Raw genomic sequence first — 18,963 nt, 5'->3', positions numbered from 1 at the left:
TCATCGTGCCCCTTGTTCCCACAGCAGCGTGCTCAGGGTGGCGATGGTCGGGTAATCGAAGATCGCCCCGATCGACAGGTCCACGCGGAATTCCTCCCGAACGCTGCCGATGAGCGTGATTGCCGTGAGCGAGTTTCCGCCGATCTCGAAGAAGTCGGCCTCCTCGGAAATCTGCGGATCACCGATCGCCTCGACCCACAGCGCCTTCATCCGCTCCTGCAGGGCCGACGGGCCTCTGCCCAGTGCCGAGTTCCCGTCCGCCGCCCGCGCGCTTGTGTCAGGCCCGGATGTCTTCGCAGGCTCCGTGCCGGCTGCCCCGGGAGCGGCACCGGCCGACCGCGCGCCGACCGCGGGAGCAGGCGTCGCCGTGCTCCGCCCAGTGCGCTTCGTGCCGGTGAACGCGCGGGCTTCCGGTTCCACCAGCACCTGTCCGGCATGGGCGGAACCTAGAATCGCCAGCATCAGCTCGACACCGTGCCGCGGGTCAATTCCGCGGCCTGTGCCGCCGGAGCCAGCGCTCGAAGATGTGCCCCTCGGCCCTGCGGTGACCGCCCCCGGCTCATCCACCTTGCGTAGTGCGTATCCCATGGCCCGGCACAGCACCCGACCGTCGGAGGCGATGAGATCGATGTCCGCGCGTACCACCCCGTCACCGCTGCGCTTGCGTCGCACATGCGCGAAGAGTTCGGCTGGCAGGCTGTCGTAGAAGACCATCGACTCGCAGCAGAACGGCAGGTAGAACGCGCCGTCGGCGCGGCGGAAGGACGTGGTCGCCGAGTCGAGCAGGGTCGGATGGACCAGGTATGCGTCGAGGTCACCGTGGAACTGGTCCGGCAACTTGAGCGAGAGCAGCAGGTCGTCGGTGTCTGCGGCGGAACGAGCCCAGGTACCGGCGATGTTGTCCCAACGAGGGCCGAGGTGGAACAGGTGCGGACCGTCCGCTTCGGCCTCGACCAGCGGATGGGCCATCGCTTCCCGCAGCGCCCCGAGGGACACCGGATTCACTGGCGCCCTGGCCGGTGCCACCTTCGCACTGGCGTGCAGAACCGGCTCTGCACTCGGGTCGGTGAGCGAGCGTGACCACGACTCAAGCACGCCATCTGGGTGCAGCCGGATCTCGAGTCTGCGCTGCTGTTCGGTCGCGAGCACCTGGTGGTAGACCACGTCGGTGAGGTGCACCGGCAAGGAGCTTCCCGTCAGTTCGCCGTACGCCCGCAGCATCAGGTCGAGCTGCCCGGTGCCGGGCAGCACAGCTTCGCCCTGCAGGCGGTGTTCGTCCATGATCGGGCTCTCTGCCGGACCCATGTCGCACGACCACGCGCGGACGCCGTACTCGGCGGCCATACCCACGCCCGCCCAGGACGGCCAGTTGACCGATACGGCTGCGATGCCGGTGCGGCGCAGCACGAGACTGATCGCGTCTTGAAAGGCATTGGCGGCGGCGTAATCGGCGCTGCCGACGAGCCCATCGACCGCCGCGCGGCTGGAGAAGCAGGCGAAGAAGTCCAGCGCGGCAGCCCCGCGCAACTCCTGCGCGAGCAGCACGGTTCCGGCGACCTTGGGCGCGAGCACGCGCCTGGTCTCCTCCGCGTCTCGGGTGCGCACCAACCCGTCGCCAGGGACGCCGGCCAGGTGGAACACGCCGTTGAGCGGGCCGAACCGGGCCGCCACCGTGTCGAGCGCCCGGCGTAGCGAACGCTGGTCGGCGACATCGGCGGCCAGCACCCGGACCTGGGCACCGAGGGCGGTCAGCGCGGTGATTTCGGAGCGCAGCCGCGCGGATCGCTCGTCGGTGGCATCGCCCGCGAGCCCGCTGCGGCTGAGCAGAATCAGGCGCGGGCGCACTCCGGTACCCGCCAAGCCGCGAGCCAGCGCCATGCCCAGCCCGCCGGTCCCTCCGGTGATCAGATACGAGCCCTGGCGGCGCAGCGCCGGCTGCGGCTCGCCGATGTGGAAGGCGGTCCGCTCCGCCGTCCAGCGGCGCGCTCCACGCAGAGCGACGACGTCGTGCGTGCGCCACTGGCCGACCTCGGCGGAGAGTTCACGTTCGCCGGCCACCGCGATGTCGACAACGCGGCAGCCGAGCCGGGGCGCCTCGGCCGCCAGCGACCGGGCGAAACCGGTGAGCATCGCGGCGGCCGGGTCGATGGCCTCGGCGCCGGTCACATCGACCGCACCGGAGGTGACTATCAGCAGGCCGGGGGTGGTCGCGCCCGGAGGCGAGCCGACCGCCTGCGCCACCGCGAGCAGGCTGTCGAAGCTCCGCTCGACCGCGCCCTCAAGCGTCGCGTGGGTGACCTCGCGCGGTCCGTCCAGGGTGAGCCCGTGCACGACGAGCGTCGCAGGTGTGCCGCGCCGGGAGAGCTCTGCGAGCAGCCTCTCGTAATCGGCGCGCTTCCCCGGGCGCACGCGGAACTCGCCGCCCGCCTCCCCGTATGCATCGCCCGGTCGGGCGATCACCACTCCGGCACCGGCCTGCAGCGCCGCGAGCACCAGAGGCAGGCCGGGCTCCGTCTCAGACGGGAGCAGCAGCAGACACGCTCCGTCCACCGGCAGCGCAGGAGGGTGTTCCGCGGGCATCCAGTCCACTTGCGACAAAGCTGTGGCCGGTACGTCGGCGGGAACCCGTACTCCGTTCCGGGCGGCTTCACCCGGCAACTGCACGCTGCGTCCGGCCGGCTCGAGGGCCTCCGCCGCCTGCTGCCGCCGGCGCATGTCGGGCGGCTCGACCCAGTGCTTGCGCCGCTGGTAGGGGTAGCCGGGCAACGGCACCCGGCGCAATGGCCCGGCTTCTGCCTCGTCCGCCCAGGAGACGTCGTGGCCATGGACCCACGCGTGTGCCACCGCGGCGAGCAGCCCCTCGCGGCCTACGTCCGGAGTGGGCAGCACCGGGACGAACACCGCGTCCGATGTGCTGCCCGTACGCCCCAGCCGGGTAAGGACCTGGCCGGGTCCGGCTTCGAGCACCAGCCACCGCCCATCGGCCGGCAGGGCGGACAACGCGCGGTCGAACCGGACCGGCCCCGTGAGCTGGTCGGACCAGAAGTACGGGTCGGTGGCCTGATCGGCGCCGATCAGGCCACCCGCCGCGGCGCTGTAGAAAGGTATCCGGGGCGCTGCGAGCGTCACCTCGTCGAAAGCCCGGGCGAAGCGCTCCGCCGCCGGGAGCATCAGCGGGCTGTGGAACGCACCCGCGGTCTTCAGCAAGGTGCACCCGACCTTGCGCTTGCGCAGCTCGGCCTCGGCAGCCTCGATGTCATACCGGCTGCCCGACAGCACGCACTGCCGGGGGCCGTTGACCACAGCCAGTGTCACACCACTTGGCAACTTCCGCCCCAACTCCTCAGCCCCGGTCGCCACGGCGAGCATCGCGCCCTCGGGAGCCTGGGCCATCGCCCGCGCCCGCGCGGTCACCAGCGCCGCACCGTCGGCGAGCGACAGCACCCCTGCGACCACCGCCGCCGCGAGTTCGCCGACGCTGTGCCCGATCACCGCCGCTGGTCGTATTCCTTGTGCCACCAGCGCTTGAGCCAGCGCATACTCCACCGCGAACATCAACACCTGGGTGGGAACCGTGTCCAGGACCCAGCCAGCCTCGTCGGAGCCCCAGTCGTCCCGCACATCGACCCCGCGCGCCGCGCACTGCTCCAGCGCCTCGTCCATGGCGGCCGCGAAGGCCGGATCCGTTCCATAGAGATCGTGGGCCATACGCGGTTGCTGCGAACCCTGACCTGGAAAGGCGAAAGCGATGTCACGCCGACCACCACCTGCTGAGGTGATAATGCCCTCTTCGGACTGAAGTCCACCGGCCGCCTCGGCCGCATCCGCCGCGATCAGCGCGGACCGGCGCGCATGTGGGCGCCGGCCCTGCTGCAGGACGTGCACAGCGGCACAAAAGGCAGGAGCGTGCTGCGGGTCTGCGAAATAGCCAGCGAGGTGCGCCCGGTACTCGTCGACTGCTTCATCGCTCTGCGCGGACCAGACCACAATCCGCGGCCGACGCGGCCCGGCCTGGGGGGCGCGTACAGGCGGCTCCTCCAGCACAACGTGCGCATTGGTGCCGCCGACTCCGAAGGAGCTCACGCCGCCGACCCGGGGGGCACCCGGCAGCTGAGCGAGCTCACGAAGCTTGTCCCCGATGAAGAAGGGGCGGTCATCCAGCTCCAGCTTGGGGTTCGGCTCGCCGAAGTTGACTGTCGCGGGCAGTTCGTGGTGACGCAACACAAGAATGGACTTGATAAGCGAGGCCATGCCCGAAGCATGCCCCAGGTGCCCGACGTTCGACTTGACAGAACCCAGCGCGATCGAGGCGCCCGCGACCGGGCCGATCGCCCGCAACGCCTTGTACAGCGCGGCCACCTCCATTGGGTCTCCCAGCGGAGTGCCCGTCGCATGGCACTCCACAAAAGACAGATCCCGCGCGGTTACCTCGGCCATGGCGAATGCCTCGGCCAACATGCCTGACTGTCCCTGTATCGACGGGGCAGTGAAACCAGCCTTTGCGGAGCCGTCGTTGTTGAGCGCGCTGCCCCGCAGCACCGCGTGGATGGTGTCGCCGTCGGCTAACGCGTCCTCGAGCCGCTTGAGCACCACAGCCCCCGCGCCGCTGGAGAAGAGTGTGCCGTCGGCCTTGACGTCGAACGGCCGTACGTGACCGTCACGGGTGAACGGGCTGCCCTCGGACCACAGATACCCATGGCCGAAGGGCAATTCCACCTCCGCGCCGCCTGCCAGGGCGAGATCACACTCTCCGTTGCGCAGCGCCTGGCTGGCCAGATGCACCGCGACCAGGGAACTGGAGCACGCGGTCGACACCGTGATCGCCGGGCCACGGAGGTTCAGCTTGTACGCAGCCGTGATCGCCGCATAGTCGGTGTTGTTGAGCGCGGTCAGCGCGAAACTCGCGCTCGCGGAGACATCAGCCGTGAAGTTCAGGTTGAGGTCGAGATATCTGTTGGCACCCGCGGAGCCGTATACCGCAATCGTCTCCGCGCCTTCGCGGTTTGAGTCGTATCCCGCGTGCTCGAGCGCGGAGTGCGCGCACTCAAGGAACATGCGGATCTGCGGATCGGTATGACTCGCCTCGCGCGGCGTGTATCCGAACAGCGTAGAGTCGAACTCCTGAATGCCCGGTGCATTCGCGAATGCCTTGACGTAGTCAGGGTGCTGGAGCATCTCCGCAGAGACGCCGTAGTCGCGCAGCTCGTTGTCGGTCGGAAAATAGATGCTTTCTACGCCGTCGCGAAGGTTCTGCCAGTAGCGGTCGACATCCGGCGCTCCCGGGAACCGGCCCGACATTCCTACGACGGCGATGTGGTGTGCCATAACTAATCCCTCCAAAGTTGCGCAGGGTGCCCGCATCCGCGTGGTTCGCACTGAAGCCCCGGGCCCACCGCGGTCCAGTCTCGCTCGGGAATACGCACAACAGGACGCTACGGGCCCAGGTTGGCGACAACTCGTCACCCGCTTGACCGCCCCAACTCGCCACGTTCTACTGGGCGAATGTCATCCCCTGCAGCCGCTGCCGGCAGCGTTTCACGCCCCTTTTCGGTACCGCTCGCCTGGCATTCGGCCGGCGATGGCTTCCCGGTGATAATGCTGCCGCCGGCGGCGACGCCGGGCGAGATCTGGAATGCCCATCAGGTGCCTGCACTGACGCGCTCCGGATTCCGGGTCATCACCGTGAATCATCGGGGCATGCCGCCTTCTCCAGTGCCGCCCGGCCCGTACCGCATCGACGGCCTGGTCGCGGACGTCGTAACGCTCATCAGGGAGCTGAAACTGGGCGAATGCCATCTCATCGGCGCCTCGCTCGGTGCATTCGTGGCCCAGGAAGTAGCATTGGCGCAGCCCGAGTTGGTGCGCTCAGCGGTGCTGATCGGCACCCGCGCCCGCACCGACCAGTACCGGCGGCGCCTGACCCGCGCCCTGGCGGTGCAGGCCCGCCACTCCGCCTCCCCATCCGAGTTGGATGCGCTGATGCATCTGGCTCAGCTCTTCGGTCCGCGGACGCTTGCCGACGATCGCCGGATGGCGGATTGGCTTGAGCTGCGGATGCGATTCCCGGTGAGTGATGCAGGCGCCGGAGCTCAATACGATGTCAGTGTTATAGGTGACCGACGCCAAGCCCTCACAGGCATCCGCCGCCCCTGCCTGGTCGTAGCATTTGATGCGGATGTCATCACGCCGGTACAGGATTGCCGGGAGGTGTTCGAGGCCATACCCGGAGCCTCCTACGAGGATTTCCCAGGGCTGGGCCACTTCGGCTTCCTCGAAGATCCCGACTTCGTCAATGCCAGCATCATCGAGTTCCTACGAAAGCACACCGGACAATAGCATCATTCGCCCATCAGCCTACGGATCTCTGTGATCAGCGCCGTGAGCGCCTTTCTCTCGGGCAGAGTTGTCTCCGGATGCCAGAGGTCCATGAGTAGGCAGGTGCGCGGTCGTTCCGCTCCATTCCACGCCTCGTGGACAAAGGAGTAGTCGAAGAGCAGGCACTTTCCTTCCTGCCAGGTCCGCGTCTCCCCGGCCACGGTGATTCCGCACCCGGCTGGGATGTCGATGGCCAGATGGAGGTTGATGCTGAAGTTCCACAGGTCACTGTGCGGCCGGATGGTGGCCCCGGGCAGCAGTGTCGAATAGTGGCACTCCAGCAGTGGGCACAGCAGCTCCGTCGCCACAGCGAAGTCATCCAGGACGCGGTAGGCGGTGGGCGCGGCGGCCGCCGACTCCGGCACAAGCGCACCGCCCCTGAACAGGTAGAGCGCCTGCCAGTTCTCCTGCCGCGTGAGGTAGTGCTGGTAGTCGGAGAACTGGTGGCGCTGGGCCACCCAGGTCGCCTCGTGATCCTTCTTGATCATTTCGTGCGATGCCTCGAGTTCGCGCACCAGAGGCGCCAGTTCAGGGTGACCATACGGGTTATGCCAAGGCTGCTGCGAGATGCCCGGAAGAATCCACTTGGCCCCCGTCTGCAACTTGTGCCGATCCCGGCTCCCCTCGTACACCATCTCCTCGACCCGGGATATGGATTCGCCACCGTACTCTCGCCTGATTTCGGAGAAGATTTCATCTATTTCCGGCGTCAAGATGGCTCCCTCGCTAATCAATTCCCTGAGTATTCGGAGATGATCGCGCGCCGGGCGATGCCGGTCAAGCGCCCTGTCGACTTCTCGCCAACTGGCCGCAGTCACCTTGTTACAGCTCAGCACCGCGGTATGTATTGATGCGATCCATGGCTGGCCTGGAGGTATCTTTCGTGCGTCACTTTCTTTCCTTGAAGGACCTGCGGGTCGATGCTACCGACTACACCCGCGGTGCAAAGCATGCTGGAGAAGCCGAGACCAATAGCACACTTTCCGGGCGTGTGACCGGGAGCTTCTTCCGTGTCACGTCTACCCGCACTCGCACGGCTTTCACCTTCGAGGCGCTGGCGCTGGGCGCCGGTCACATCTCCTACGGCCCCAGCGACCTCCATTTGAACACGAGCGAATCGGTGTGCGAAGCCCCCGAAATTCTCCCCCGCATGCTCGATGCCCTGGCCGTCTGCGCGACCGGCGACGCCGAAGAAGTCGAGGCACTGACCCAGCAGAGCCGAACGCCGACGATTAATGCCATGAGCGCAGACGAGCATCCAACCCAGGCGCTCGCCGAACTGACCACCCTGCGCCGTTACTTCGGCGGCTTCGAAGGGCGGCGCCTGCTGTGCGTCGGGGAAGGGGACAACACCGCTGCCGCACTGGCTCCCGCGCTGCGCAAGATCCCTGACGTCGAGGTGTTTTTCTGCACACCGCCCGAATACGGCCTCGATGCAGCCGTACTGGAATACGCGGAGGCGACCTCGAAGGCGCGGGGCAGCCGCACCGTCCAGTGCTTCGACATGTCGGAGTCCAACGATGACGCCCACGTCGTCTACACGACGCGCTGGCAGACCACAGGGACGTGCAGGATGGACTCAGACTGGCGACGGGCGTTCCAGCCGTTCCAGGTCAACGAGCAGTTGATGCAGCGGAACCCGCCGGCTGTCGTCATGCGCGATCTGCCCACGCACCACGAGGACGAGGTCATGGGAGCCGTACTGGACAGTCCGGCCAGCATCGTGTTCGAGCAGGCCGGGAACGAGCTGCACAACCCCAAGGTGGTGCTCGAATGGTGCATTCTGGGCCCGGGCGCATGACCGGCGACCACGGCATGCTCGCGCACGAGTGTTTCCGGGACGTGGTCAGCCGCTGCTGCGACAGACCTGCGGTGATCTTCGAGGAGCGGGTCGTCACCTATACCGAACTGGACGCACTGGCAGACGCCCTGGCAGCGCGACTGGCAGCCGCGGGCAGCGACATCGACCGGGTGACAGCGATCTTTGTGGAACGTTCGGTTGACCTCGTGGTCACCGTGCTCGCGGTCTGGAAGTCCGGTGGCGCCTTTCTGGCCGTGTCCCCCGAGACGCCCCGCGGGCGGCTGCGATCACTGTTCGACCAAGTCAATCCCTGTGCGGTGGTGACGCAGGCCGGGCTGCGAGACCGGCTGGAGGGATTCACAGGGCAAGTCATCCTCACGGACGGCGAGCCTTCGCCTCTGCCGCCCACGGCCCCGCCACAGCGGGCGGCGGCGCCCGACAGCCTCGCGTACGTCATTCACACCTCCGGAACGAGCGGCACACCCAAGGCAGTAGCCGTCTCCCACCGCGCCCTGGTGAGCTCCTACCTGGGCTGGGAGAAGGCGTACGGGCTCGGCGACGAGGTGCGGATACATCTCCAGGCGGCGGGGTTCGGCTTCGACGTGGCCACCGGCGACCTCGTCAGGGCTCTGCTGTCCGGTGGCACCCTCGTGCTCTGTTCGCGGGAGACCCTGCTCAGCCCTGCCGCCCTGTACGAACTCATGAGCAGGACCGGCGTCGAGTTCGTCGACATCACCCCGACGATGCTGCGACCTCTGATCGAGCACCTCGTCGAGTCCGGTCAGCAGCTGGACTTCATGCGCATCATCGTCGTCGGTGGTGAGAACTGGGTTCCAGGTGACTACCGTAGCCTGCGTCGCGTGGCCGGAAGCAGCACCCGGCTCATCAACTCGTACGGCGTCACCGAGGCCGCCGTGGACAATACCTACACCGACATCATCGGCGACGACCCCGAAGAGCTGCCGATCGGCGCACCTTACGCAAACTCCCAGGCCCTGGTGCTCGACACGGAGCTGCGCCCCGCCGACGAAGGGGAGCTGTACCTCGGCGGCCCCCAGCTGGCCCGAGGATACGTGGCAGATCCCGCTGCCACGGCCGAACGATTCGTGCCCTCGGCAGCCGGACCACCTGGCGCGCGCCTCTACCGGACTGGCGACCAGGTCAGCCGGACCCCGTCCGGCGAACTGGTTTACCGTGGCCGACTCAACAGTCAGGTGAAGGTCGGCGGTGTACGAATCGATCTGCTAGAGGTCGAGGCCGTGTTGAACCGGCACCCGGACGTGCAGAGCGCGGTGGTCACGACGAGAAGCCAGGAAGGCCGACTGGAACTCGCCGCCTACGCGGTCCCGGCGCCCGGCGCCCGGCGCCTTACCTCGCAGGAGCTGCGGCGCTGGGTGTCAGGCCCACTGCCCGCTGCCATGGTGCCGAGATTTGTCACGCTGGTCGCCGAGTTCCCGATGTCCCTGAACGGCAAGGTGGACAGGGCCCGACTGCCGGAGCCTGACATGGAAACTGCGGCGGCTCCGGTCGACCCGCAGCTGGGCCGCTCCGAGGAGAATGTGCTGGGCGCGATCTGGGCGGAGGAACTGCGCCTGCCGGCCGTAACACCCGACCAGGACTTCTTCGAGCTGGGCGGCAATTCGCTGCTCGCGGTACGGGTGGCGGCGCGAGTATCTCGGGAGACCGGAGTCTCGCTGAACTCCCGGGTGCTCTTCGAGGCCCCCACCGTCGCCGAGCTGGCTCGTATAGTGCGGGTCGAGCGGCAGGACGACAACGTGCGTGTCCCGGTCGACCCGTTCCGTATCCGTGCTCCACTCGCCCCTGGCCAGAATCGCCTCTGGATACTGGACCGTATGCACGGTGACCTCGCGTCGTACAACGTCCCGGTCATCGTCCGCATGACGGGCCCGGTCCACGAGAACCTTCTGCGACGCACGCTCGACCACGTCCTACACCGCCATGAAGTGTTGCGCACGGCCATCCGGGAAACCCCCTCAGGTGTCGTCCAGGAGGTGCGGCCGGCTCAGCCAGTCCCTTTCGAGCGCGTCGACTGCGCGGGTGACAAGGACCAAGCTGAGCGCTGGGCGGAGGAATTCGTCCTCCGGCCCTTCGACCTGGCAGCACCACCGCTGCTGCGGGCGGCTCTGGTCAGGATCGCGGACGAGGAGCACCAGCTCGTGCTCAGCGCACATCACATCGCGTTCGACGGCCGGTCGGCTCGCGTGGTCCTCTCCGAGGTCGGGGAGATCTACTCGACGCTCGCCGAAGGACGCGAGCCACGACTCACTCCACCACCGGTCCGCTACGTCGACTACGCGGTGTGGGCGGCCGAGCGGCTCGCGGCCGGCGAGTTCACCGAGCAGCTGGCCTACTGGGCTCAGCGTCTGGCCGACCCGCCCCCCGCGCTGGACCTACCCATGCGAGGGGCGACGGGCAGCGCGCCCGCCCGCCAGCAGAGGCGCCTGCTCGGTCCGGCGCTGTCGAAGTCCGTCCGGGGCCTGGCCCGTGAAAAGCGCACCACACTCTTCATCGTGCTGTTGGCCGCTTACTACTCCATGCTGAACCGGTGGTCACTGCGTGACGACCTGATCGTGGGCGTGCCGTTCGCCGAGCGGACCGCGCCGGGGACCGACGACGTCGTCGGCTTCTTCGTCAACACTGTAGGGCTGAGGGTCGACTTCACCGGGGAGCCTACCTTCGATGAGGTGATCAGGCGGACCCGCACGGCTGTCGCCGGGTCGTTCGCGAACCAGGACGTACCCTTCGAGGCCGTGTACCAGGAGCTGGGGCTCTCCGGGACCGGCGAAGGGCTCTTCAGCTCGTGGTTCAACCTGCTCGGCGCCCCCTATACGGCGCCGCAGCTCGACGGGATCGTCTCAGAGGTCCTCGCACCTCCCCCGGTCGGTGCTCTGTTCGACCTGAACATGTATGTCACTGAGCTCCCGGACGACTTGAGGATCGAGATCGTCTACGACGGCGACCGCCTTGAAGAGGCCGTGATCGGCGAGTTTCTCGAGCAGTACGCCCTGCTGCTGGAGCATGTCGTACGGTGCCCGGACCTCCCGCTGTGCGGGCACGCCCTGGTGAGCGAGAGCGCGCGGCGCGTCCTGCCGGATGCAGGCGCAGCGCTGCCACAGTCTGTGCCCGCACCTTCGTTGCCCCAGGCCGTCGGCGCATGGGCTGCGCGCGACCCGCAGCGCACGGCGGTCCGTGCGCCCGATGGGACACTGACCTACGGCGAGCTCACACAGTGGGCAGCGGGCATCGCCGCCCGGCTGACCGAGCGCGGCATCGGCCCGGGAGATGTGGCCGCCGTGCATGCGGAACGCAGTGCCGCACTGGTCGCCGCGCTGCTCGGCGTCCTGGAGAGCGGCGCCGCGCTGTGCGTGCTCGACCCGGCCTACCCGACCGCCCGGCTGGCCGCGCACGTGTCCGCGGCGCAGCCCAGAATCCTGGTCGGTCAGAAGGGAGCTGGCGAACACCCGCCCGGCTTCGGAATCCCGGTGCTGGACATCGGGAAAGCCACCGATCAGGACCAGCGTGACCTGGTCGGGCCCGGCGGACCTGTTGCCTACGTGGCCCTGACTTCGGGTACCGGAGGCGTCCCCCGAGCGGTGCTGGGCGAGCAGGCGCCGGTGACCCACTTCCTCCAGTGGTACGCCGAGCGCTTCGCGCTGTCGGAGGCGGACCGCTTCGCCATGCTCTCCGGTCTGTCCCACGACCCGCTGCTGCGGGATATCTTCGCCCCGCTGTGGGTGGGCGCCGAACTTCGTGTGCCGCCCCAGCAATTCCTGCGCGCGCCGGATCAGCTGCTGGACTGGCTCGCCGATGAGGGGGTGTCAGTGGCCCACTTGACCCCCCAGCTCGGACGGTTGCTGACCGCTGAAGGCCGCAGGTCGCACCTTCCCCGGCTACGGCTCGCGGCCTTCGGCGGCGACCTGCTTCGCTGGGACGACGTCGAGCGCATGAGGGACCTCGCAGCGGGGGCGAGGGTGCTGAACCTGTACGGGACGACCGAGACGCCTCAGGCGATGAGCTGTTACGAAGCCACCGAGGGTCCTCGGCGTGGGCGGTACGTCCCGGTCGGCACCGGCATCGAGGGCGCCCAGCTACTGGTCAGGAACCGAGCCGGAGATCCGACTGGGATCGGAGAATCCGGTCGGATCTTCGTGCGTACGCCCTTTCTCGCGCGAGGCTACGCCACCGGGGAGAACACCCGGTTCTCCCCCGACCCGGTCCCGGGTCACCGGAGCTTCGACACCGGCGATCTCGGACGCCGCCTGCCCGACGGGTCCGTTGAGATCATGGGGCGTGACGACGGCGATCTCATGATCGCAGGCTTTCGTGTCGCACCAGCTGAGGTGGACGCGGCGATCCGTCAGCAGAGCGGCGTCCGGGACAGCGTCACGGTCGGCCGGCCGACCTCGTGGAGCGAGACCGAGCTGGCCTCCTACGTCGTCTGGCGGGGCACCCCCAACCGGGAGAAGCTGCGCGGTCGGCTACGACGCCAGCTGCCGCAGCACATGCTGCCAAGCACAATCGTCACGCTGGAGCGGCTGCCCCTGACGCCGAACGGCAAGGTCGATCGGGAGGCGCTCCCGGACGCCGTACAGGGCGAGGACGAGCCGGCGCCCTCCGTACTGCCGCGCACCCAGACCGAGGCGGTGATCGCCGAGGTCTGGCGGGACCTACTGCCGGTCGTCGACATCGACATCGACTCGAACTTCTTCGACCTCGGCGGCTCCTCGATGTTGCTGACTAGGGTCAGGGCCCGACTGGCCCGTGAGCTGGGCCAGGATGTGCCGATGCTGAAACTGTTCGAGTCGCCAACCGTGCGCAAGCTGGCGGAACTCCTGGCGTCCGAACCGGAACGAGACCAGCAGCACAGCGCCGCTCGCCACTCATTAGCGAGGCTTCCGCACGCTTGGCCGGATAGCCCCCAGCGACTGGCCGTCAGACGCAATCTTCGGGGCTAGAAGAGTGTGCGGTTCCCTAACGATCTCGCCCGGTTCAAGCGAGCAATCGCTAACGAGCTCGTGCATGGTTGGCGGTGGCGCGTTGAGAGCCGCGGATTCGCTGCTTAGTTCACTTTCGCGGACTGCTTGCCCGGGCAACGGTCTGTTGGTGGGAGAGGAGTCCGGCGGCGGCTTGGACGATGTCGCTCATGTGCTCACGGCGGCCGTGATGGCGAGCGAGGGCTCGCCAGTTCTTCAGATGACCAATGCCGTGCTCGACCCGGATGCGGCGTGAGGAGTGTGCTTTGCGCTGCCGTTCGTGCATCTGCTCGTACCACTCGGGCGGGTTCTTCTTGAACTTTCGGTGCGGTGGCGTCACCACACGCCCGCCGGTCTGGGCGCCCAGTCCCTGGTAGCCGGCGTCGGCCAGGATCTCCACGGCGGGTCCGTCGGACAACAGTTTGACCAGGCCCAACTTCCGGGCATGCGTGATGTCTGCGCAGCTAGCCGGCTCGGCCGGGCTGCAGAACAGTAGCCGCCCCTCTGCGTCCGTGACGACCATGGACTTCACGGCGTTCTGTTTGTTCTTGCCGGAGATGAACTTGTCGCGGTCCTTGCGCCCGGCGGCCGGCCTGCGCACTCGGATCTCGGTCCCGTCGATGATTCCGGTCTGTCCATCGGTGCCGAGATGGTCGATGACGTCGGCGAGGGTACGCAGCCGCAGGCCGGGTGCGACGGTGCAGCCACGCTCGGCGAGCAGGGGCCGAACTTCGCTGATTGCGCGTGTGATGGTGGAGCGGTCGACACCGAACCAGCAGGCCAGCACGTCGTGGGTGGCGCCATGTCGGAGGTTGACCAAGGTGGCCAACAGCCGGTCGACGAAGACCAGTTTGTGCTTCGCTCCGGCGCCGACGGCGCGGCGACGAGGTCGCGCCGCCAGTCCGGCCTGATGCCGCTCGTGCCACAACGGGCCGATCTCGGCTACGAGTTCAGCAATCACCTCAGGGCTCAGCCCGGTGATCCGCTGGCTTCGGATGATCGCTGCACGTGCCCGGTTCCCCACCACACAGACCATGATCAACGATCAAAGTCTCAACGCGCCACCGCCACCCATGCACGAGCTCGTAAGGCAGGGCCGACACCGAAAGTGGTCCTGGAGGCCACACCCGGCTGGTACTGGAACGAGACCTCGACGCCGTGAACGCCGCACTCACGCTTCCGTACAGCTACGGTCCCACCGAGGGCGTCAAACACCAAGACCAAGCGGATCGCGCGCCAAATGCACAGCCGAGCAGGCTTCGCCCTGCTTCGCCATCGCATCCTCCTCGGATAGCGCCACCCTCCGTCACCACCGAATACGAGAGAGGACCATTGAGTTTACACACCCCAACCACAGACAACGGATCATGCAGCGGCATGACGACGCAGCCGACCCTCAGCCGCACCCTGTGCGTCCTCGCGGCGAGTGCCGCGGCGCAAGCGCAGGATTCGGATAGGTATCACAAAATGGGTGGAAGTGCCGCTCAGGCAGCCACACTGCCGGGAAATCATACTGATCGGCAAATTTTGCTGTCTCGAACAGAAGTCATGCTCCCACGAGCCGTCCACCGTCTCGTCATTGACGAAGTAGAGGAGACTGAAGTCCAAGTCAACCCCTCTTGGTGCCAGTGAGCGTTTTCAACTTCACGTTGAGGCGTGGTGAAGGACGACGACGGCCTTCACGATGTCGGTGATCCGGTTCGTGCTGCAGCGGAGCTTTCGCAGCAGGCGCCAGCCCTTCAGGACGGCCATGGCCTGCTCGCCGACGCACCGGATCTTGGCGTGGCTGCTGTTGTGCCGTCGCTTCCATCGCTTGAGCCGCCGTCCCCGGAAGGGGCACGCGGACAAGGCGGCCGGCACCTTGGTATGCCTTGTCCGCCCAGCATTTCAGCCCAGCGGCGGCGAGGGTGTTGATGATTCCGTGGCTGCGAGCGGCGGTCAGATCGTGGGTGGCTCCGGGAAGGGCAGAGGATGCCCACAGCAAGCGGCCGAATGGATCGGTGAGGACCTGGACGTTGATGCCGTGCCGCTTGTGCTTGCCGGAGTAGTACGGGGCGTCGGCGGCGATCCGGTCGATCGGCAGCAGCGTGCCGTCCAGAATCACGTATGCCTTCGCCGAGGCCGTCGTCATCACCTCGGCCAGGGTCGGCGCCATGGCGGCCAGTACCTCGATCGCTTCGCGTATGTAGCGGTAGACGGTCGCGATGCCGATACCGAACCCGGCAGCAAGCTGGGCGTAAGTGTCACCGCACCGCAGATGGGCCAGGGCGAGCAGGGAATGATGGCTGACGGGCAGACGCCGCCATCGCGTGCCGATCTCCCGCTGACGAGCAGCCAGTTTCCTGGTCAGGTGCCCCAGCGTGCGGCTGGACAGATCGATCGATGACGGGCAGACAAGCACGCGAAGCTCCTGGCGGACACGGGTGATCTTGGTCGAGAACCCGTCTACCAGGAGCTTCGTCGTTCCGTACAGCCCAAGCCCACCAACGCCCCGGCACTGCCATTAGGTTGGAAAGGGCTCAGTGCGAAATTCCGGCAAATCGGCTGATGTGGCGCCTTCGCACGTCGTGCGTCTATCCGGCCTGCGTAGTCTGATGAGCGTTCACTTCCCTGTGATGGCAGCTTGGTTGACAGCGACGAACCAGCACCGCTCCTCCCTGAAACCTGGTGCTCACTTCCAGGTGCTCGAGCAGTTCCGCGACGCGCCGGCTGTACGTGCGTGGCGAGATACCGAGCTTTCGGCTGGCCGTTTCATCCGTCTGTCCGGACAGGAGGGCTTCGACGATTGGGATCAGACATCGAGGCAGGTCAGTTAGGCCGCAGGGTGACACGCGCTGTTGGGATCGCTGCAACGCGTCCTGTGCGGAGACGAGACTCTCTGATGCCACCCTAGCGGAGTGCTGTTCTACCAGGTGGGGGGCTGCCGAGTACCCGGTGGTTCCGCGGGTTTTCCGCCAGGCAAGGTCACGGTCGGCACCGCTGGGGAGATCCAGGGAGGAGAAAAGCCCGATGAAGTCGGCATTCGCAAGGGCCGTAATGGCCGATCCGTAGACCAGGTTTACCTCGGCTTGTTGTCCGCTGTCGCATCCACCGCTGAGAGAAGGCGGTGGGCCGTAGGCGGTGACCGCGTCGCCGGACCAGTACAGCGGTGCGTGCGCGACAGTCACGCCAAGGTGCTGCGCCAAGTTGGTGAGCTGCGTGACATGAATGGATGGGGGCGGACCCATTTGCAGCCATAGTGTCCTGCGCCGGGCGGCGGGCAGGACATGGGGCACAATGACCGATTCGAGAATGTAGGGGTCATCGAATAGGGTGAGGATGGTGCTACAGCCATCCAGTTGCCGGTCCCAGGCCGGGACGGACCTGGCGAGTGCGCTGGCCTTGTGTGCCGGATGACGGCTGGGCAGTATCCAGCTGCGGACGGTCAAGCCGACGCCTAACAAGCCACGAGTGACCGCGTGCGCAATGGGCGCAGAGCCCAGAACAGCGACAACGGGTAGTGCCGTCAACGGATTTCCCTCCCGGCGCTCCTGCCACGCGGAGAATGGCGCATGGTGGCGATCGAGCCCGCACGCCTGACCGAAACGATCATTTCGTTGATCTCCACGGCCTTGCGGGGCAGAAAGCAGGCGCTGTTCAGCGTCCGCGATGTGCAGATCCAGCTAAGAACGATTATTACAATGAGGTGCGATGGCCCTGGTGGGCTTGCCTGGCAGGCGAGTTGGGCGTTGTCCGGGCCTGGGGACGTCACCGTGGATCGTGCCGGACGACTTGTGGGAGCGGATCGAGCCTCTGCTGCGGAAGAAGCAACGCTACTTCCGATATCCCGGCCGACTGCCGGTTCCCGACCGCCAGGTCCTGTGCGAGGTCCGCTGCGTGCTGCACACCGACATCCAGTGGGAACACCTCTGGAAGGACCTTGGCTTCGACTCGGGCAGGACCTGCTGGCGCCGCGGGGCTGGAACGAGGCCGGCATGTGGCAGCGAGCCGCTTCTGGTAGAGCTGAACGCAGCATCAAGTCTCGAATGGTCCCGCTGCGTAGCCGACTCCTCTCACGTCAGGGCCCTAAATGGGGGATCCAGGCAGGCCCCTCACCAGCCGCCCGCCGTGCCAGCTCCAAGCACCACCTGATAGCCGACAGCCACGGAACTCCGCTCGCGGTCCTTCTCACCAGCGGCAACCGCCACGACGTCACCCAGCTGGTACCGCTGATCGACGCCATACCGCCCATCCGCAGCCGCACCGCCACCCGCGCCGCAAGCTGGACTCGCTCTTTACCGACCGCGGCTACGACCACGCTGCGAACAAGTCCGCGCCCGCCAATGCCCGCCGAAATACCCGGCACAGCACAGGACATGGCATCTACCGATGCGTCGTCGAGAAAAGTTTCTCCCGGCTGCACGGCTTCCGACGACTCCGTGTCCGACGGGAACGCCGAGCCGACATCCACGAAGCCTTCCTCAAACTGGCCGGTTGCTTCATCACCCACCGGCAACTCCAGTCGTGCAGACAGCCATGCCGTCGCCAGCCCATCGAGTCCGTCCCCAGGCGTGAGAACAACTCGTCGTCACCGAGGGTGCCCTCCCCTTGACCCACCAATGCGGCAACCTCGGAGCGAAGCCATGTGGATACGCTTTCTGTCGTACCTAGATCAACACTGATCGGCGTTTCAGCGGTATCACTAAAGGACACCGTTCACCCCCGCCCTAACAGCGCAGGGCGCTGGGCGCCCGCATAGGAAATAGACGATGATCGAAAGTTCAAATCGATTGAAGCGTGAAATTTATTCATGGGAAACGAGAGGGCGATGGCCGGTCGGCCTCACCCCCAGCCCAGAAGGGGGAGCGGGGCTGGGGGCGATTGATCGATACGGACTCCCCTATTCCGAACCTCTTCCCGGGAGAACAGGCGGAGCGGTTGGGAGCCGTCCTCTCGGGGCCCGATCCTTCGCACCCGGCTGCACCATGTCAACCGATAGGGTGACCCTCCTCCGAACGTCGCAGGTGAGAGCCTCGACACGCATCTCCTGGAATCAACTATCGTGTAATTGGCGAAAATTGACGGTACCGCAGTTATGTTGATCGGACTTAAGATGCCGCCATGTCCACTCCAAACCGGGGCGCGCCCGCGTCGCCTCCTTCGCTGGGAGAAGAGGATGCTGCGCTGTTCGCCCAGCGGTTCCAGCGCTTGATCGACGTAATCTATCCGGCCTCGTTGGGGCGGCCGTACACGGACACCGAGATCGCTAAGCGCTGCGGGTTGTCCAACCAGTACATCGGAAAGCTCCGCAAAGGGGGGTCCGTCCCAAGCTTGGCCAACGCCGGGCGGCTGGCCAAGATATTCGGGGTCTCGACGGACTACTTCCTCAATGCTCAGGATCATCCCGTCGTCCGAGCCGTCGAGCGCAATCTGCAGATGATCGAGAACCATCGGGCAGGCAGAGCGCAACGCATCCAGCACAGGGCCGCCGGAGGAGGAGTGGAAGCCGATGATGCTGCGCTCCTCAGTGACGAGGACGTACGGCAGATCGCCGAAGGGGCTGCGGAACTGCCGCCGACCATGCGAGGGCCCGTTAGCGCGGTCATCGACCAGCTCCGCAAGGCGCTCGGCTTGGCGGGAGACAACGAGGCCGGGCGTACATGATTGCGGAGCCTATGTGTCGCAACCCTGCCGTCGCTCCGCGTCCCAAGACTGCGTTGCACGGTTGAGCGGCAACTTTCGGAGAGACCTAATCGGCCAGAGACGAGAGGACGCCCGTGAGTACGGCAGGTATGCCCTCGGGACATGTGGTGA

At 66.7% G+C, this 18,963-nt stretch carries 8 protein-coding genes and 3 pseudogenes; 6 read left to right on the top strand and 5 right to left on the bottom strand.

The features are described from left to right. Positions 1-5,325, bottom strand: coding sequence for a type I polyketide synthase (locus tag ACZ5U5_RS11345; protein WP_469019505.1), 5,325 nt, complete (start codon positions 5,323-5,325; stop codon positions 1-3). A 177-nt stretch (positions 5,326-5,502) separates the two neighbouring features. Between ACZ5U5_RS11345 and ACZ5U5_RS11340 the strand changes: the two genes are divergently transcribed. Then, positions 5,503-6,336 carry an alpha/beta fold hydrolase gene (locus tag ACZ5U5_RS11340; protein WP_469019503.1) on the top strand — a complete coding sequence of 278 codons (834 nt, stop codon included), beginning with the start codon at positions 5,503-5,505 and terminating at the stop codon, positions 6,334-6,336. Positions 6,337-6,338: 2 nt separating this feature from the next. Here the strand turns inward: ACZ5U5_RS11340 and ACZ5U5_RS11335 are convergent, their stop codons facing one another. Then, positions 6,339-7,088 (bottom strand): aspartyl/asparaginyl beta-hydroxylase domain-containing protein, encoded by a 750-nt coding sequence (locus tag ACZ5U5_RS11335; protein WP_469019501.1) that lies wholly within the window; start codon positions 7,086-7,088, stop codon positions 6,339-6,341. 146 nt (positions 7,089-7,234) lie between these two features. On the opposite strand from ACZ5U5_RS11335, the gene ACZ5U5_RS11330 reads away from it, so the two are divergent. After that, positions 7,235-8,176, top strand: coding sequence for an ornithine carbamoyltransferase (locus ACZ5U5_RS11330; protein WP_469019500.1), 942 nt, complete (start codon positions 7,235-7,237; stop codon positions 8,174-8,176). Beyond that, positions 8,149-13,152 carry an amino acid adenylation domain-containing protein gene (locus ACZ5U5_RS11325; protein WP_469019499.1) on the top strand — a complete coding sequence of 1,668 codons (5,004 nt, stop codon included), beginning with the start codon at positions 8,149-8,151 and terminating at the stop codon, positions 13,150-13,152. Before ACZ5U5_RS11330 ends, ACZ5U5_RS11325 begins: the two co-directional genes overlap by 28 nt. Before the next feature lie 109 nt (positions 13,153-13,261). Here the strand turns inward: ACZ5U5_RS11325 and ACZ5U5_RS11320 are convergent, their stop codons facing one another. Further along, the gene (locus ACZ5U5_RS11320) at positions 13,262-14,206 is read right to left on the bottom strand and encodes a transposase (RefSeq protein ID WP_469020800.1); all 945 of its coding nucleotides are present in this window, start codon (positions 14,204-14,206) and stop codon (positions 13,262-13,264) included. A gap of 101 nt (positions 14,207-14,307) precedes the next feature. Here ACZ5U5_RS11320 and ACZ5U5_RS11315 point away from each other — a divergent pair. After that, a pseudogene (locus ACZ5U5_RS11315) lies at positions 14,308-14,464 on the top strand (ISL3 family transposase); the annotation flags it as partial. Between the two features lie 350 nt (positions 14,465-14,814). On the opposite strand, the pseudogene ACZ5U5_RS11310 reads toward ACZ5U5_RS11315, so the two are convergent. Both ACZ5U5_RS11310 and ACZ5U5_RS11305 read right to left on the bottom strand, forming a co-directional pair. Further along, positions 14,815-15,571, bottom strand: a pseudogene (locus tag ACZ5U5_RS11310) (transposase family protein). 172 nt (positions 15,572-15,743) lie between these two features. Further along, positions 15,744-16,598: a helix-turn-helix transcriptional regulator gene (locus ACZ5U5_RS11305; protein WP_469019497.1), complete on the bottom strand. Its 855-nt coding sequence runs from the start codon at positions 16,596-16,598 to the stop codon at positions 15,744-15,746. 262 nt (positions 16,599-16,860) lie between these two features. On the opposite strand from ACZ5U5_RS11305, the pseudogene ACZ5U5_RS11300 reads away from it, so the two are divergent. Together ACZ5U5_RS11300 and ACZ5U5_RS11295 are read left to right on the top strand one after the other, a co-directional pair. Further along, positions 16,861-17,653 (top strand): annotated as a pseudogene (locus ACZ5U5_RS11300) (IS5 family transposase); the annotation flags it as partial. A gap of 617 nt (positions 17,654-18,270) precedes the next feature. After that, positions 18,271-18,813 (top strand): helix-turn-helix domain-containing protein, encoded by a 543-nt coding sequence (locus ACZ5U5_RS11295; RefSeq protein WP_469019495.1) that lies wholly within the window; start codon positions 18,271-18,273, stop codon positions 18,811-18,813. The last annotated feature ends 150 nt before the right edge of the window (positions 18,814-18,963 follow it).

The sequence above is a fragment of the Streptomyces sp. NPDC033177 genome, assembly GCF_055577715.1.
The sequence above is the reverse complement of the archived record's forward strand: the minus strand, read 5'-3'. Positions and strand labels throughout refer to the sequence as shown.

Excerpts from the sequence above, each read along its gene's own strand:
- ACZ5U5_RS11345 (WP_469019505.1), bottom strand. The coding sequence starts at position 5,325 with ATGGCACACCACATCGCCGTCGTAGGAATGTCGGGCCGGTTCCCGGGA.
- ACZ5U5_RS11340 (WP_469019503.1), top strand. The coding sequence starts at position 5,503 with ATGTCATCCCCTGCAGCCGCTGCCGGCAGCGTTTCACGCCCCTTTTCG.
- ACZ5U5_RS11330 (WP_469019500.1), top strand. The coding sequence starts at position 7,235 with ATGGCTGGCCTGGAGGTATCTTTCGTGCGTCACTTTCTTTCCTTGAAG.
- ACZ5U5_RS11325 (WP_469019499.1), top strand. The coding sequence starts at position 8,149 with ATGGTGCATTCTGGGCCCGGGCGCATGACCGGCGACCACGGCATGCTC.
- ACZ5U5_RS11320 (WP_469020800.1), bottom strand. The coding sequence starts at position 14,206 with ATGGTCTGTGTGGTGGGGAACCGGGCACGTGCAGCGATCATCCGAAGC.
- ACZ5U5_RS11295 (WP_469019495.1), top strand. The coding sequence starts at position 18,271 with ATGTCCACTCCAAACCGGGGCGCGCCCGCGTCGCCTCCTTCGCTGGGA.